Here is a 16,719-nt window from a genome sequence, read left to right as displayed (position 1 = left end):
TTCTAAGTCTCTTTTTTTCTTTGATATAGCATGTTTAGTAATTCATATATCCTATATGAATTAGGGTATATTCACCCATTTGTGCTTAAAGGTGCCCGATTGACTTAAAATTGGTTCTTTTACTTATTATGTAAATACCTTATACTAAAGTACATACATTTTAAATTGGAGCGATTAAATACGGTATGGAGATGAGAAAATTAGAGCAAATCATTGAAGTAAAAAAAGAAGAATTATTTACACTAGTATCTAATTATGGATTTCAACATGAAAAGGTGCTTACAGTAAGCCAAGAACTAGACAAATTAATTAATTATATAATGTTATTGAAAGCATAAGAAGTATGTACATTTTACGAACTTTGTCAGCTGCTAGTCGAGAAAGCTAATTTTTGGTTATAATAATAAAGAAGTTTATTATAGTATCGGTTAGGAGCGCAGTAAGTATGGAAACAGTTGTTGTCACAGGTGGAGGGATTACAGGTCTTTCTACGATGTATTACTTAGAAAGATTAAAAAAGCAATACAATATAGATTTAAAATTAGTCCTTGCAGACAAAAATGAGTATTTAGGCGGGAAAATTCACAGTGTGAAAGAAAAAGATTTTATTATGGAAACAGGGGCCGATTCGATCGTTGCTCGAAACGAAAATGTTATGCCATTTGTAAAAGAATTACATTTAGAAGAGGAATTAGTATACAACGAAACGGGCATTTCTTATATTTACGCAAATGATACGTTACATCCGATTCCTGCTGACACAGTATTTGGTATACCGATGAGTGTAGAATCGTTATTTAGTAGTACGTTAGTTTCAAAGAAGGGGAAAATCATTGCACTAAAAGACTTCATTACAAAGAACAAAGATTTTACGAAAGATACATCACTCGCCGTATTTTTAGAAAGTTTCTTAGGAAAAGAGTTAGTTGAGAAGCAGATTTCCCCCGTTCTTTCAGGAGTGTATTCTGGAAAATTGAATGAGCTTACCATGGCGTCTACACTACCGTATTTACTTGATTACAAAAATACATATGGCAGTATTATAAAAGGCTTTGAAGTAAATAAAAAACAATTTCAAGCTACTGGGAATAAGAAGTTTTTATCATTTAAAAAAGGCCTTTCTACGATTATTAATCGTTTAGAAGGGGAATTGAAGGAGACAGAAATACGAAAAGGAGTAGTAACGACGAGTGTAAAAAGAGTCGGCGATGGATATGAAGTTTCTTTTTCAAATCAAGAAACAATAAAAGCGGACTACGTTGTTTTAGCTACTCCACATGATATTGCACAAACATTATTAAGTTCTAATGAATTAGATGATGATTTCAATAAGTTGAAAAATTCTTCCCTGATTAGTGTTTATTTAGGATTTGAAATACCTGATGAGCAATTACCGGCGGATGGAACAGGTTTCATTGTTTCAGAAAACAGTGATTTACTTTGTGATGCATGCACGTGGACGAGTAGGAAATGGAAGCATACATCAGATAAGCAAAATTTATTGGTAAGGATGTTTTATAAAAGTTCAAATCCTGCTTATGAAAAAATGAAACATAAAAGTAAGGAAGAATTGGTTCAAGTTGCCTTATCTGATATTGAGAAAAGTCTTAGAATTCAAGGGGAACCGCAAGTTGTTGAAGTTACGGACTGGAAAGATTTAATGCCAAATTATCATTTAGAACATAACCATGCGGTTCAATCTTTAAATGAGAAATTATTAGCTATTTTTCCAAATGTATATTTAGCTGGGGCATCATATTATGGTGTGGGTATTGGAGCTTGTATAGGAAATGGAAAGAAAACAGCAGAGAAGATTGTAAAAGCATTAAATAATCATTTTGAATAAAGGAATCTTTATATTTTTGACGAAATCCCTCTCTAGTATAAGAGAGGGATTTCGTCTGTTTTTACTAAAAGTTCTTTACTATTTAACTTTGATTACAGTTTTAGCACGCATCGTTTTATTTTCTGTAATTGTTAATGTGACGTTCCCGGATTCTTTAAATGAATAGGGAGAGAGCCCGTAAATCTCTTTTATTTTATATTTTTCTTTTAACTCTTTTGTGGATGCGTTTTTTATTAGAGATATATTCGGTTTCCAAGAATCTTTTTTACCAGAAGGGTAGTTAATTGTAATTTGAGGATTTTCTAGATTTAATGTCTTCCAAGAAGTGAAATAAAGTTCAGCTTCTTTTTCTTTTTTGATTAATTGTTCTGTGAAGTAGCCAAATTCACCGATATCCCCTGAAATAATGTATTGTGTGTTGTTTATTTTAATATTTAGCATGGAAGGTTGATAAGTAGCTACGTGATAAAACCCATAAGAAAGTAATAATGCCGAGGCGATTACAAGTCCAATTATAAATGTTTTGAAGCTGTTTCCTTTGAAACTTGTCATCATCGCTGAGTTGGGTGCGAATTTCTGTGCGAATAAAAAAACAAGCAAAATGAACAAGAGAGCAATGCCTATAAAAATATACATTTTTCAGTCACCTCCGCAAATATAACTCTAATCTTCATGTTGAATAACAATGTGCCGTATTGTTTATGAATATTTTAACATAAATATCCAATTTTAGATGGATAAAGATGATAGGGCTGCGAATTAAGAAAATATCAAGAAATCTTGTTTCATTGATTTTGAAAATAGGTTTGTATTTATGATGAATCTTCCAATAAGAGAAGGTTTTTCTGATATAATAAATCAGTAGAAAGAAAGGGAGGGTTTTAATGGCATTTCCTGTTTTAGAAACAGAGCGGTTATGTTTAGTTGAAATTGATCAATCTTATTGTCAAAAAATATATGAAATCTTTTCGCTTGAAGAAGTAACACGTTATTATGGAATGAATTATTTTACAGAATTTGGTCAAGCGTCACGCATGATCGAATCTTTTTCAAAAAATTATTTTGAAAAACGTGCAATTCGATGGGGAATTGTATTAAAAGAAACAGGTACATTAATTGGCACAATTGGATTAAATAATTTGCAACTTTGGAGTAAACGTTCTGAAATTGGTTATGATTTACATCCTTCCTATTGGGGAAAGGGATATGCATCAGAAGCTGCTCGAAAAGTTATTGCTTATAGTTTTCAGGAGTTAGGTTTATTTAGAATTGGAGCAATTACATATCCTGAAAATGTTACCTCGTGTAAGATGTTGTCCAAAATAGGATTTCAGAAAGAGGGAATACTGCGCGGATATATTCAGCAAGGGGAAAAACAACATGATGCTTGTGTCTATTCTATAATACGAACGGATTTGGAAAAGAACCATGGTCTATAATATGCATGGTTCTTTTTATATCAGTTATGGAGAGGAATAATAAAAATCCCTCTCATCGAAAGATAAGAGGGATACGAAATCATTAACCTAATTTAGGTAATAAACGTTCTCCGCTTTTCATGTTACTTTTACATAAAGGGCATTTTGGCTCTTCTTCAAATGAAAAGTTCTTTCTCATCCATCCTAAACAATCCTCTGATTCACATTCCCAAACAGGGGTTTGTTCTGGTGGTACTTCTGCTACATCGTTCTTTCGATTGCGATACATGTGACCACTCCTTTTATGTAAAATTTTTAAATTATATATTAAAAAGGTTGTTAACCGTGCGATGGTAACAACCTTTTTATTGCTTAAATTATAGCTTTACAACGTTTTTAGCTTGAGGTCCGCGATTGCCGTCTTCAACTTCGAAGCTAACTTCTTGACCTTCGTCAAGAGATTTGAAACCGTCGCCAGTGATAGCAGAGAAGTGAACGAATACATCGTTACCGTCTTCAACTTCGATGAAACCGAAACCTTTTTCGCTGTTAAACCATTTTACTTTACCTGTTAATGTCATGGTAAATGCCTCCTAAAAATAAGAAAAATAAATTACAATATGATCCGTCTTATTTCAACGAAAATAAAAATTCACATATTATCAAAAACCGATTAGGAACACTTATGATCCATAATAGATGCTTGATAATATGTAAAGTAAAACTGTTATAAATTTGACCTTAAGACCTATCTTACAACAAATGGTGGGAAATAGCAAGTGTTGGAAACAAATGGATTTCTTTGGGGTGACTTATGTTTTAATAATGTTACTACAGCAAGGGGGTGATTGAATGGCATGTATCTAACAAAATGAAAAATAAGTTCCTTTTTATGAATGTAGTATTTCTAGTTTAAACATCCTCCTAGGTAAGTATTAGTAGCAGTCCTTGTTGCATTTAAAATTATGGGAATAATAGATGTAATGTGAAATAGGAAATATCTGTAATAGGTGGAAACTAAAAAAGAAAGAGAGGAATAACTTTGAACAATAGCCGGTTCAAAACAATCGAAGCAGCAAAGAAAGGGCGCAAGAAAGTACATCCAATTTTGGCGGTAATATTATCGGTTGTATTTTTAAGTCTAGGTGAATTGTTTATTTTATCTATGTTGTTCGTGCCAAAAGCAGAAACGACATTTATGAAGGGAATTTATAATAATTTAGAAATGTTACTCACATTTGGAGGTGCAATTGTAATTGTCTTTTTATGGGTTCGCTTTGTAGAGAAACGACCATTTTCATCAATTGGATTTTGGAAAGAACAATTTTTAAGAAAGTATTTAAAGGGAGCTCTAGTAGGGTTTATATTTATATCAATACCGGTATTACTCCTTGTTATAACAGGTTTTGTACAGTTGCAAATTCAGCATATTACTACCACCGTCATATTAGGTATTCTAGGTTCTTTAGTTGCATTTTTAGTACAAGGTGCTACAGAAGAAATTGTTGTACGTGGTTGGTTATTTCCAGTTATTTCAGTTAGGAGCCGGATATGGGTTGGAGTCGTTGTTACCTCATTTTTATTTGGATTTCTCCATCTACTTAACCCAGGTATTACAATTCTTTCTATATCAAATATCATATTAGTTGGTGTATTTGCGGCATTTTATGTGTTAAAAGAGAATAGTCTTTGGGGGATATGTGCTTGGCATTCTATATGGAACTGGGCTCAATATAATGTGTACGGTTTTGCAGTAAGTGGAATGACAATATATTCGACTCCTTTATTTAAATCAACAACGCGTGGCCCGGAAACATTACATGGGGGAGCATTTGGAATTGAAGGGAGTGTGATTACTACTTTTTTACTTACTGTTGCTTCGGTAGTACTATGGAGGAAAACTATGGGGAAGAAGGGCAAGCCAGCGTAACATTGGATAATAATAGGGGATAGATGATGACACTTCTTTGTTTAGAAAAAATCGTACATAATGTAAAAAATAACGTGTGCAACGTATCGATGTACTTGTTATTTTTTGTAATATCGATGTATATGGTTTAGATAAAGTTAATCGCATTTTGCGAAAAGAGATGAGGTGTGGAAAATTTTTATTTGAATGTTAGGAAATTACAATCTTTTTACAGAATAATCTTGCAATATGAAACTGAATCGAAATACAATAAAAGGAAACACAGGGGAAAACTAATAAAATAATACTTTTGAGGGAGAATTTTTATGAAAAAAGCATCTTAACGTATCATTTATAATGAGTTATTAAAAATCGAAATAAGTAGAAAGAAAATGCATGATAGAATGTTGGGGGGACATGTGTTCAATGAAAACACTATTAAAAATATTAGGGATAATTGCTGGAATGGCAGTAATCGGTGTGGCACTAACTTATGGAATCTTATACTATCTCAATAATAGTAAGCCAACTGCTAAAAAAACACCAATTGCGGCTCCAGCAGTGGAAGTATTAGCTGATAGTAAAGTAAAAGCAGAAAATGCAAAACTGTTAGAGAATGGGAATTACTCATTACCAAATAGTGATTTTAATAAAGACTTTAAGTGGACTGATGAAAAAATGCAAATTGCATTACATGAAATGGCACATCAAAAAGTGAAAGCAGATCAAAAATGGGGTTATATTTTTATAACACAAGAACGAATTGAAAGTTTAATAGACATTGTTAAGAATGGTAATTTGAATCAAAAAAAAGCATATATAGATATTTTAGAAAGATGGAAACAAGGGGAATATAAGAAAGTTGATGCCGATCATAATACGATTTGGAAATTACAAAGCGGTAATCTTGGTGAAGGTAAGGGCGTAATGTCACAAGATGAACAGAAAGAGTTGGTTAATAAACTCTTCATACAAAAAGAGACATTTTCTGGAAGTACGTTAATAGCAAGTGGCGAACAAGGGGGAAAATAACTTATAAAGTATACATAATCATGTTGAAAAGATTACATTGTTGTAGACCTTGTCTTGGTGGATGGGAAAGAAAAAATTCCATTGGGACAGGGTTGTTTTATTTGACATATGAAATAAATGAGAATAAGATTCACATATGAAATAAAAAAAGAAAGGCTTTTTCGAATGGATATGAAAACAAGAGAATTATACGGAAATATTCGAGATGTCTATCATCAGCTGCAAAGAAATTTGGATAAAGCGATAGAAGAGCATGATATAAGTTATGTCCAATTTGGTGTGATACAAGTACTTGCGAAGTCTGGAAAGTTATCGATGTCGAAGTTGATTGAAAACATGGGATGTGTTCCAAGTAATATGACCACCATGATTCAGCGGATGAAGAGAGACGGATATGTTGCAACGGAAAAAAATCCAAATGATCAACGTGAAACACTTGTCTTTCTAACTGAAAAGGGAGAAGAAATTAGAGAGAAAGTCGATAGGAAGTATGCAGGATTTTTACAAGAAAATTGCAGCTGTTTTACTGCTGAAGAAGAACAGAAGCTGCAAGAACTATTATTAAAATGGAAGCATCATTTAGGTTAAGTGCGATATATAAGAAAAAATATAATATGTATAAAATCGGAGGTGTAAGGGGAATTTCGGATATTTATTTCATATATGAAATAAAAAGAAGGGAATACAAGATGCAAGTAAAATCAATGTTACGTATTTTAGCAATTATCGCCTTTTTTATCGGTTTAGATTCTTTAATCATTTCACCATTATTGCCTGTGATTTCACGAACAACAGGAATACCTACTGAAAAGGCTGGGCTTTTCAGTACAGTGTACGCACTATACTATGGGGTAACAGCTCCATTTTTTGGACCATTATCTGATAAAGTCGTATGAAAGAAATTTCGGATTTACAATTGGACAGATTGGAATTGTTATTTTCTTTGCTGGTTTAGGAAGTGTAATCGGTAATATAGTTGGTGGGAAATTAGCAGATAAAACGGGAAAAAAAGTAGTGATTTCCATTGCGAGTATCATTGCTTCAGTTAGTATGATTACATTTTCACCCTATATTGATAATATAAAAATAGCGATTTTGGCACATATGGTTTGGAGTATATTCATTGGATTTGGTCAAGCATCATTAACAGCTTTGATTTCTGAATTGAGTCCAGAAATAAGAGGGACTGTTATGGCGTTGAATAGTTCTGCAATGTATATTGGAATGATGATCGCTTCGAGTGCTGCATCGTTTACTTTGAGTAAAGGGTTTCCATTTGTTACTTTAGGGATTCTTTGCGCAATTGCTAGTTTACTTGTTTTACCAATGATATATTTTCTTGTTAAGGAAGAGGCTATATCTAATAAAAAGCAAATAAGTATGTAAGAGGGAAAGTATACCTATCAAATTTATTCCCATTCCTTTTGAAACCATGTGAATTAATAAGCTGTGTTAAAAAGAAATTTTTGGATAGGAGGATAACAGGATATTTCTGTAATACTCCCATATTCGTTCGTGGCTTATGGATTTAACGGAACGCGCATTTTCAAAGGATGCAAAGGTAGATAACATTAAAGGGATCATGCATTCCTCAGGGGAAGGGAAATGGACAGTTGAAACAGTTCTTGATTTACAAACAGCGACACCTGTTATTGCACTTTCCTTATTAATGCGGTATCGTTCACTAGAAAATGATACATTTACAGGCAAAGTAGTAGCTGCACTACGTAATGAATTCGGCGGCCATGCGGTAGAAAAAAGCGATAAAAAATAAGTTATCATCACAATGTAATCGGAAAATCTTTTCTACATAAAAACAACCTCGTTCTTATAAGGACGAGGTTGTTTATTACTTATTTCACTATTCGCGGACAAGAATACAAAAGTGAAGAAGTTAGGGAGGCGATCATGACCTGTAACACTCCCAATACTTTCAAAGGTCGCTCCTTCAATAATCATATGTAAAGATTAATATGTGTACCTGTACGGACGTCAAATTTGATACGTGACTCGGTAACGTGCGCATTTGTTATTCTTGAAAACTGTGTTTGTTTTTTAGGCTTATTTTTGTAAACGGTCATTCCTTCAAATATAGGGACTGTAATATCATATATTTTCATTGTAGCTTTCTCCTGTCAAATGAGAGGTTATCGTTGGCCACCAATGAAAACCATCTTTTTCTAATAAAGCATCAGATTCTTTAGGACCCATTGAGCCGGATTCATAGTTAGGAAAATATATAGCTTGTTTATTACTCCAAACATTGGAGATTATATCAACGAATTTCCAAGAAAGGGATACTTCATCCCAATGAGTAAAGTTAGTTGAATCACCGCGCATACAATCGTATAGAAGAACCTCATATGCTTCTGGTGTATTCATCTTATCCATACAGTTATTACAATAACTTAATTGTATAGGTGTCGAAGTAGTGCTACTATCAGTTTTTTGTGCATTTAAATGAAGGGTAATTCCTTCTTCCGGTTGAATATGAATGACCAATAAATTAGGATGAACTTTTTTTTCGTTATTAAAATAGAGATTCATTGGTAAGTTTTTAAACTGTATGACAATCTCGGTGGATTTTTCCTGCATACGTTTCCCAGTTCGAATATAAAAAGGAACGCCTGACCACCTGAAATCTTCAATCATTAGTTTACCAGCAACAAATGTTTCAGTATTTGATTCTGGATCTACTGCGTTTTCTTCACGATAACGAATTACTTTTTGCTCGTCTACGATTCCTGATCCATATTGCCCACGTACAAAATTACACTCTACTGTATCTTCTGCAAGTGGTTGTAACGCACGAAGTACTTTTACTTTTTCACTTCGAATTTCATTTGCGGTTAGTTTTATTGGAGGTTCCATTGCCAGGAGCGCTACCATCTGTAACATATGATTTTGAACCATGTCACGTAGTGCACCTGAATCTTCGTAATAGCGCCCTCGTTCTTCAACCCCTAAAGTTTCACTTGAAGTAATTTGGATGTTAGCTATATATTGATTGTTCCAAAGAGGTTCAAAAATTGCATTCGCAAATCGAATGACTTTAATGTTTTGAACCATCTCTTTCCCTAAATAGTGGTCAATACGATAAATTTGATCTTCTGTGAAGGCATGACGAATTTGATCATTTAATGCTTGTGCTGATTCATAATCATGTCCAAATGGTTTTTCAATTACTAAACGAATCCAACCTTCCGTTGAAGTTAGCCCTTCTGATTTTAAATTTGTAGCAATTGTGCCAAAAAAATCAGGAGCCATAGCTAAATAAAACATACGATTTCCTTCAGTAGCATACTTTCCATCTAGAGTGCTTAACAAACTGTTTAGCTCCTGATAAGAAGATAAATTTGTTACATCAAAAGGATGATAATAGAAATGGGAAGCGAATGTATCATGAGTCATATTTTTCTCTTGTAAATTGTGAATAGATTGTTTAACATTCTCACGAAATTCCTCATTAGATAATGGCCTTCTTGCCAAACCAACAACGGCAAAATTTTCGGAGATTTTCCCTTGTCGAAAGAGCCTGAAAAGAGAAGGGAATAATTTGCGATTTGCTAAATCGCCTGTCGCACCAAAAATAACGATAATACATTTAGGGGTAGTATAATTTTCCATAGTTAAATAGCCCTCACTTTTTACGAAATTAGCTCTCACTTAGTATGTTGATTATTGAATAATACATGTAAGAGCAATATAAAATAATTTTTATTGGAAGTTGTATTCGCAGTTATCTTGAAAATCTTAACTTATTTTGGTATATTTTGTGAGGGTATGTTGACCTGAAAGAAACTTCTTTCATTTAAACACAATAGAAAACGATTACACTAATAGGAATGAACTTATGGAGGAACAATATGGGGAATCTTATTCTTTCTGAAAACTTTTTTGTGGAAGAACCGAAAAAGGAATTGTTGTTTCAATTATTTGAAGAGGTGTTTCATATTCCTGTTCAAACGTTACAAAATTTTGAGTCCAATGGATTTTGGGACAATACATACAAACCTTTTTCCTATTTACAAGAAGGTCAAGTAATAGCAAATGTATCTATGTTTGCGCTACCAATGTTAGTAAATGGAGAGAAAATTCATGCTGCTGGTATTCAATCTGTCATGACACATCCAGAATATCGTAGAAAAGGCTTGATGAAGCAGCTATTTTGTAAAGTATTACAAGAAATAGATAAAAAATATGAATGTGCAATATTATTTACAGAGAAGCCGGAATTATATGAGTCATTTGGTTTTCGAGTCGTACAAGAACATCTGATGACATTATCTTATGATAATAAGCAACCTTGTTCATCTTCACTTCGAAAATTAAACTTTCATGTTGAAAAAGATATGCGACTAATAAAAGAAATAATGGAGAACTCTCAACAGCTTTCAATGGAATTTTCCACACTAAACTATCAGTCTTCTTTTTATTTTAATATGTACGATACGAAATGGAATGGAAAACTATACTATTCAGAGAAGTTAGACGCATTGATTGTATATGAAGTGAAAGATAAAGTGCTACATTTATTTGGGATTTTTGCACAAATTATGCCGATTTTAGATGAAATATGTGCTGAAATAGCTGAATCATTTACAGCGATTGTATTTTACTTTTATCCTGATGAACTAGGGATAGAAGCGGTAACATGTAAAGAGTTTCAACCTGAAACATACTTGATGATTCGCGGTGGTGAAAAGATTAATTTTAAAGGATATAAATTTCCAATTGCAACTGAATTTTAACCCCCAAACCGCCATTAGTAGATTCTTTATGATTGGATTGTAGCAAATAATCATGAGTGAATCATGAATGCTTAAGAAACATATTTTTATGGAGGTCCTATGAAAATATCCTATATACCAAATCATATGAAACAACTAAATATTATAAATGAACCAAAATATTATGAGATACAAGAAAAAACTTTTATCGTTCATTCGAAAGAAGAAACCGATTTTTGGTTAAAAACACACTATGGATTCGAGGTAATGAATGGACATGTTTTTTATGAAGAACTGTCTACAGATTTTGTAACTGAAGTATCATTACGTATGGACCCTAAATCTACATACGACCAAGCAGGACTTTTTGTTATGTTATCGGAGAAGTGTTGGTTAAAAACATCTCTTGAATATATTCCTGAAGGACCATCACATTTAGGTGCCGTTGTAACAAATAGTGGATATTCTGATTGGTCGACGCAAAATTTTTTGAATGAGCTTGTCAAACAACAGCTACATTTTCGAATAATTCGAAAGAAAGGTGACTATACGATTTATGTAAAGACTGAACAAATGGGTGATGAATGGGAACAGATTCGAATTGCTCATCTTATAGAAGATCAGGGGGATTGTCCTATAAAAATAGGATTTTACACTTGTAGTCCATCACAAGGTAATGGTTTTGAAACAGAATTCATTAATTTTACAATTGAACATATATAATTGAGCTTGACCGCATTCTTTTATAATAGAATGCGTTTTTTTATGATTGTCTAGAAATAAGGAAGATGTATTTTCTATAAAGGTAAGGCGCATTGATTGACGGATGGAAGATTAATATTTATCATTTAATAATGTTAAATATTAATCTTTAGAATATAAATAGTAGTAATGGAAAAGTCCGTATGAATGAATAAAAAGAAGGTGGTATTTGAATTATAAACTGACAATTTCATAAGAAAAGGAGACAATGTATGAAATCATTCCGCAAATTGTTACAGTATTTAAAACCATACATGTTCTTCGCTATTATCGGACCACTGTTTATGGTACTTGAGGTTGCGATGGACTTAATTCAGCCGACGATTATGCAACATATTATTGACGTTGGAATAGCAAATCAAGATTTTCAGTATGTAATTAAAATGGGAATTCTGATGATAGGAGCAGCAGCACTTGGATTAATTGGTGGGCTTGGATGTATGATGTATTCTACGAAAGCGGCTGTTAACTTCGCGACGGATATAAGAAAGGACGTCTTTACAAAAATTGAGACGTTTTCTAGTGAAAACCGAGACTCATTTGGAACTGGAAAGTTATTAACAATTGTCACAAATGATATTACATCCATTCAAGCAGCTATGACGATGACATTGCGTGTTCTCGTTCGTGGACCCTTATTATTTATAGGTAGTATCATTATTGTTTTTGTAACAGCAAAAGATTTATTTTCTATTTTACTTGTTGTTGTACCTATTCTTTTAGTTGCAATTATTTTCATCGCTGGGAATGCAAGCGGATCATTTAGAGGGGTTCAAGAAGCTTTAGATAAAGTAAATACAAAATTACAAGAAAACCTATCCGGTGTCCGCGTTGTAAAGGCTTATGTAAGACAGAATCATGAAATTTCCCAGTTTGAAAAAGTAAATAAAAACTTAACATGCATCAACATTCGTGCGGTACAAATTGTTTCATTAATGATGCCGATCATTATGCTAGTTGTAAATGGTGGTATTGTAGCGACGTTATGGATAGGTGGCGTGAAAGTGTTTAACGGCACATTACAAGTTGGAGCAATTTTAGCGTTTATTAACTATTTAAATATTATATTAATGTCGCTTATGTCAATCAGTATGGTATTTATTCAAATTGCTCGTGCTTTCCCATCTGCTGATCGTGTACAACAAGTACTAGAGACGAAAGTTGATATTGAAAATGAAAAAAATGCGTATCAACCGGAGAAAGTAAATGGCAATATTGAGTTTAAGCATGTTAGTTACAGTTACAGCAAAAATGATGAATATGTTTTAAAAGATATTTCATTTACCGTAAGAAAAGGTGAAAAAGTAGGGATTATCGGTCCTACGGGAAGTGGGAAATCTACTTTAGTTAAATTACTTCCACGTTTATATGATGTTGATCAAGGAGTAATTTTTGTTGATGGTGTCAACGTCAAAGAGTACGATTTACCGGTGCTTCGTTCTTCAATCGGATTTGTTCCGCAAAAGGCATTGCTGTTTTCAGGAAGTGTTGAAGAAAATATGAGATATGGTAAAGAAGAAGCAACGCAAAGCGAAATAGAATCTGCTTCAGAAGCAGCTTGTGCGACGGAGTTTATTCATAAGTTTGAAAATATATATCAATATAACTTAACACAAGGAGCAACAAACCTTTCTGGTGGGCAAAAACAGCGTCTTTCAATCGCGAGAGCACTTGTTCGAAAACCATCTATCCTCGTGCTGGACGATTCTACATCAGCTGTTGATGCAAAGTCAGAAGGGATTATACAAGAAGCATTGAAAGAAGAACATACAGAAATGACAACATTTTTAATCGCCTTAAAAATAGCATCTGTTATAGATGCTGATCAAATTCTCGTTTTAGATCACGGTGAATTAGTTGGAAGTGGGACACACGAACATTTAATAGAAACATGCGAAGTGTACCAAGATATATATCTTTCCCAAGGTGGTAGTTTAGATCAAGAAGGAGGGAAAGAACATGCGTAATTTTCAAGGGCAGTTCGGGAATAAAGGTGGACGTAGCAATTCCAAATCAGGAAAACCAAAAGATACAAAAGGAACTGTAATGAGAATTTGGAACTATATGGGGTATCAAAAAGCAGCTCTTATGTTCGTTATTGTTCTTGTATTTGTTACAACATTACTTGGTTTATTAGGACCATATTATATGGGAGTTATTATTGATGAATATATCGTACCAAGAGATTTAAATGGGACAGCAAGAATGTGTATGCTTCTCATTGGGATTTATGGCATTACGGTATTATTAACGTGGCTACAAACATTCCTGATGGTTAATGTAGCATTAAAAACGATACAAAAAATACGGCAAGATATTTTTGGGAAAATCCAAACGCTTTCTCTTCGTTTCTTTGATGTTCGTTCACAGGGAGATTTAATGAGTCGCGTTACAAATGATATCGATAGTTTAAACCAAGCGTTAACACAAAGCATCGTTCAAATCATTTCGTCTGCCTTAACATTTATCGGTGTGACAATCGCAATGTTTGCACTAGATTGGATTTTAGCAATTGTGACACTTATTACAGTACCAATTATGTTTTTGGTAACAAAAAAACTGGTTGCATATAGTGGTAAAAATTTTGCGAAGCGTCAAAAAGATCTAGGAGAATTGAATGGTTTTATTGAAGAAGCAATTACAGGTGCAGATGTTATTACGCTATATGGGAAAGAAAAAGAAACAGTAAATAAATTTCATACGATTAATGAACAACTTAGAATTTCTGCTACAAAAGCTGATACATTTTCAGCGTTTATCTTCCCAAGTATGAACTTCATTAATAACTTAGGTATGGGACTTGTTATATTAGCAGGTGCTATTATGGTTTTAAATAGTATGACAACAGTTGGTGTCATCGCAGCATTTATTAATTACTCTCGTCAATTTTCAAGACCACTTAGTCAGTTTGCAACGCTTATGAATACAATTCAAGCTGCAGTTGCTGGGGGAGAGCGCGTTTTTGAAATTATGGATGAGGTACCAGAATTTCAAAATAAAAAAGATGCAATTATTGTTGAGAAGCTAAAAGGAAATGTTTCTTTCGAACATGTATCATTTGGATATACGAAAGAAAAAGAAATTTTAAAAGATGTTAACTTACATGCGTATCCAGGGGAAACGATTGCACTTGTTGGACCAACGGGGTCAGGAAAAACAACAGTTATTAATTTGTTAACACGTTTTTATGATATTCATAAAGGGCAAATTAAGATTGATGGGAAAGATATAAAAGATTACGATATTAGCTCTCTGCGAAGTAAAATAGGAGTCGTTTTGCAAGATACATATCTTTTCGCAGGTACAATTATGGATAATATTCGTTATGGACGACTAGATGCAAGTAATGAAGAAGTTATTGCGGCAGCAAAGGCAGCATCTGCACATTCATTTATTAAACATTTACCAAAGCAATATGAAACAGAAATTGCTTCAGAAGGGTCAAATTTAAGTCAAGGGCAAAAGCAATTGCTTGCAATTGCACGAGCAATCTTAACAGATGCAGACATTCTAATTCTAGATGAAGCTACATCTAACATTGATACAAGAACAGAACTTCAAATTCAATCTGGATTAAATTATTTGATGAAGGGACGTACAAGTTTTGTGATTGCCCATCGATTAAAAACGATTGAAAAAGCAGACCAAATTCTTGTTATTCAAGATGGAGAAATTATTGAGAGAGGCAATCATGAATCTTTAATTGGAAATCAAGGATTCTATCATGGGTTATATATGAGCCAATTTAAAATTTAACCTGATGTAATGCGATTTCTTATATAGGAGAAACCGCATTTTGTAGTAAAGAAGGATGACTATGAAAACATATAACGATCTAGTTGATAAATGTAAGGAAATTTTGGATAGAGGATGGACTCAGGAAGTAGTTTGTAAATGTATGGATAAAAATCCTGTATGGGCTCCTGATAGTATCATGAATGCAATTGATGATACACAAAAAAGAGCAGTTAGCAAAAAGCTAACTACTCGGCTCAAATGAGTATTAGGGATTTATTTGAAAATTAAATTCTAATTGACTCGGATTCTGACGCTACGTTTCTAACAAATATCGTTTGTAAGAGAACCAACTTCCACTTGTTGTATTTGTAAAACTTTCAAAGTAAGATCCAATACTATTTTTTCACGAATTTCCTTAAATTCCTCATCTAAATGTTTAGGGCATGGTGAGAAGTCTAATTCGAAAAAGTCTGCACGTATTAATTCACAATACGGTTGTTCATTATAAAAAGTAGTATTTTCAAAGAAAAACTTGTCCAAACGAGGTAAATCACCGTCTTTTGGATTAATGAATTGCGATCTGTTTGCTGAGCCAGCAGCAAAAAGTGAAGGAGTTAGGAAATCATCTTCAGTTAAGTCTACAAAACCGTAGAATGGGACATTTGCAGTTCGATAGCGAACGTGTCCATGACAATCCTTAGTAGCATATTCGATATTTTTGCGAATATAGCCTTCTACAAATAATTTTGCTCGCGTTACTTCACGGTATCCTGTGTCATTAAAATCTTCGAACGCAACTGGTACAAGTTTACATTGTGTTAAAAATACATCTTTTAACACTCGTTTAATTTCTACTGCTCCATCTTCAAGTTCAATATTTGCTTCTACGACAATTTGGACGATTCTTTCTGCCAAAACAACCGGGATTTTCACCCTTGCATTTTGTCTAACGATAGCTGGTGCATCTGAATCATTAAGCGGAATTTGAGTTTGAACCTTTTGATTACATTTTTAATATATTCTTTTCTTTTATATGTGACTGTGTTTGTATAATAGGAGTTTTTTTTATTTATTAACCTAAAATATTTAAAGAGAATGAAGTGGAGAGACTCGTGTGTTTAGAATAAATTGATAATTTTTATTGCAAGATTTGTATAATGAGAAACAACTTATGAAAATCATTAGTATAAACAACTTAATAAGATATTTCTTTTAATAAAAAAACATGCATTCTTTCGTATTTAATAATTATTTATTGATTATAAAAAAAGAGCACTTGTTATG

Annotated in this window: 15 protein-coding genes and 4 pseudogenes; 13 read left to right on the top strand and 6 right to left on the bottom strand. The window is 33.1% G+C overall.

The window, feature by feature from the left end; genetic code table 11:
* Positions 1–185: 185 nt before the first annotated feature.
* Positions 186–338, top strand: a complete 153-nt coding sequence (locus HRG09_RS25905; RefSeq protein ID WP_174103696.1) for an aspartyl-phosphate phosphatase Spo0E family protein — start codon at positions 186–188, stop codon at positions 336–338.
* 107 nt (positions 339–445) lie between these two features.
* A complete protein-coding gene (locus HRG09_RS25900; RefSeq protein WP_174103695.1) occupies positions 446–1,846 on the top strand; it encodes a protoporphyrinogen oxidase in 1,401 nt (466 codons plus the stop codon).
* A gap of 78 nt (positions 1,847–1,924) precedes the next feature.
* On the opposite strand, the gene HRG09_RS25895 is transcribed toward HRG09_RS25900, so the two are convergent.
* Complete coding sequence (locus HRG09_RS25895; protein WP_174103693.1) at positions 1,925–2,482, bottom strand: hypothetical protein; 558 nt, start codon at positions 2,480–2,482, stop codon at positions 1,925–1,927.
* A gap of 248 nt (positions 2,483–2,730) precedes the next feature.
* Here HRG09_RS25895 and HRG09_RS25890 point away from each other — a divergent pair, with 248 nt between their 5' ends.
* A complete protein-coding gene (locus HRG09_RS25890; RefSeq protein ID WP_174103691.1) occupies positions 2,731–3,285 on the top strand; it encodes a GNAT family N-acetyltransferase in 555 nt (184 codons plus the stop codon).
* A gap of 82 nt (positions 3,286–3,367) precedes the next feature.
* On the opposite strand, the gene HRG09_RS25885 is transcribed toward HRG09_RS25890, so the two are convergent.
* Both HRG09_RS25885 and cspD read right to left on the bottom strand, forming a co-directional pair.
* A complete protein-coding gene (locus HRG09_RS25885) occupies positions 3,368–3,553 on the bottom strand; it encodes a cold-shock protein (RefSeq protein WP_000286200.1) in 186 nt (61 codons plus the stop codon).
* An 88-nt stretch (positions 3,554–3,641) separates the two neighbouring features.
* Complete coding sequence (gene cspD / locus HRG09_RS25880) at positions 3,642–3,845, bottom strand: cold-shock protein CspD (protein WP_000176367.1); 204 nt, start codon at positions 3,843–3,845, stop codon at positions 3,642–3,644.
* A 461-nt stretch (positions 3,846–4,306) separates the two neighbouring features.
* On the opposite strand from cspD, the pseudogene HRG09_RS25875 reads away from it, so the two are divergent.
* The 5 genes and pseudogenes from HRG09_RS25875 to HRG09_RS25855 all read left to right on the top strand — a co-directional run.
* Positions 4,307–5,204 (top strand): annotated as a pseudogene (locus HRG09_RS25875) (CPBP family intramembrane glutamic endopeptidase).
* Positions 5,205–5,599: 395 nt separating this feature from the next.
* On the top strand, positions 5,600–6,205 hold the full coding sequence (locus tag HRG09_RS25870; RefSeq protein ID WP_174103689.1) for a PRK06770 family protein: 606 nt from the start codon (positions 5,600–5,602) through the stop codon (positions 6,203–6,205).
* A gap of 165 nt (positions 6,206–6,370) precedes the next feature.
* Positions 6,371–6,793 carry a MarR family winged helix-turn-helix transcriptional regulator gene (locus tag HRG09_RS25865; protein WP_174103687.1) on the top strand — a complete coding sequence of 141 codons (423 nt, stop codon included), beginning with the start codon at positions 6,371–6,373 and terminating at the stop codon, positions 6,791–6,793.
* Between the two features lie 101 nt (positions 6,794–6,894).
* Positions 6,895–7,591 (top strand): annotated as a pseudogene (locus tag HRG09_RS25860) (MFS transporter).
* A gap of 115 nt (positions 7,592–7,706) precedes the next feature.
* Positions 7,707–7,979 (top strand): annotated as a pseudogene (locus HRG09_RS25855) (phosphogluconate dehydrogenase (NAD(+)-dependent, decarboxylating)); the annotation flags it as partial.
* 152 nt (positions 7,980–8,131) lie between these two features.
* On the opposite strand, the pseudogene HRG09_RS29220 reads toward HRG09_RS25855, so the two are convergent.
* Together HRG09_RS29220 and zwf are read right to left on the bottom strand one after the other, a co-directional pair.
* A pseudogene (locus tag HRG09_RS29220) lies at positions 8,132–8,325 on the bottom strand (cyclase family protein); the annotation flags it as partial.
* Positions 8,312–9,832, bottom strand: coding sequence for a glucose-6-phosphate dehydrogenase (zwf, locus tag HRG09_RS25850; protein WP_174103685.1), 1,521 nt, complete (start codon positions 9,830–9,832; stop codon positions 8,312–8,314). The pseudogene HRG09_RS29220 and the gene zwf, both read right to left, overlap by 14 nt.
* 239 nt (positions 9,833–10,071) lie before the next feature.
* Between zwf and HRG09_RS25845 the strand changes: the two genes are divergently transcribed.
* The 5 genes from HRG09_RS25845 to HRG09_RS25825 all read left to right on the top strand — a co-directional run bounded on the left by HRG09_RS25845 (position 10,072) and on the right by HRG09_RS25825 (position 15,697).
* On the top strand, positions 10,072–10,956 hold the full coding sequence (locus HRG09_RS25845) for a GNAT family N-acetyltransferase (RefSeq protein WP_174103683.1): 885 nt from the start codon (positions 10,072–10,074) through the stop codon (positions 10,954–10,956).
* A 99-nt stretch (positions 10,957–11,055) separates the two neighbouring features.
* Positions 11,056–11,658: a DUF1349 domain-containing protein gene (locus tag HRG09_RS25840; RefSeq protein ID WP_174103682.1), complete on the top strand. Its 603-nt coding sequence runs from the start codon at positions 11,056–11,058 to the stop codon at positions 11,656–11,658.
* A gap of 251 nt (positions 11,659–11,909) precedes the next feature.
* Positions 11,910–13,664 carry an ABC transporter ATP-binding protein gene (locus tag HRG09_RS25835; RefSeq protein WP_174103681.1) on the top strand — a complete coding sequence of 585 codons (1,755 nt, stop codon included), beginning with the start codon at positions 11,910–11,912 and terminating at the stop codon, positions 13,662–13,664.
* Positions 13,657–15,453, top strand: a complete 1,797-nt coding sequence (locus HRG09_RS25830; RefSeq protein ID WP_174103680.1) for an ABC transporter ATP-binding protein — start codon at positions 13,657–13,659, stop codon at positions 15,451–15,453. The genes HRG09_RS25835 and HRG09_RS25830 overlap by 8 nt, the downstream gene beginning before the upstream one ends.
* Before the next feature lie 61 nt (positions 15,454–15,514).
* Positions 15,515–15,697 (top strand): hypothetical protein, encoded by a 183-nt coding sequence (locus HRG09_RS25825; protein WP_174103679.1) that lies wholly within the window; start codon positions 15,515–15,517, stop codon positions 15,695–15,697.
* Between the two features lie 59 nt (positions 15,698–15,756).
* Here HRG09_RS25825 and HRG09_RS25820 read toward each other — a convergent pair whose 3' ends face one another.
* A complete protein-coding gene (locus tag HRG09_RS25820; protein WP_174103697.1) occupies positions 15,757–16,419 on the bottom strand; it encodes a CsxC family protein in 663 nt (220 codons plus the stop codon).
* Between the last annotated feature and the right edge of the window lie 300 nt (positions 16,420–16,719).

The organism is Bacillus sp. Xin1 (assembly GCF_013314535.1).
Classification (GTDB): Bacteria; Bacillota; Bacilli; order Bacillales; family Bacillaceae_G; genus Bacillus_A.
This window is presented reverse-complemented; position numbering and strand designations above follow the sequence as displayed.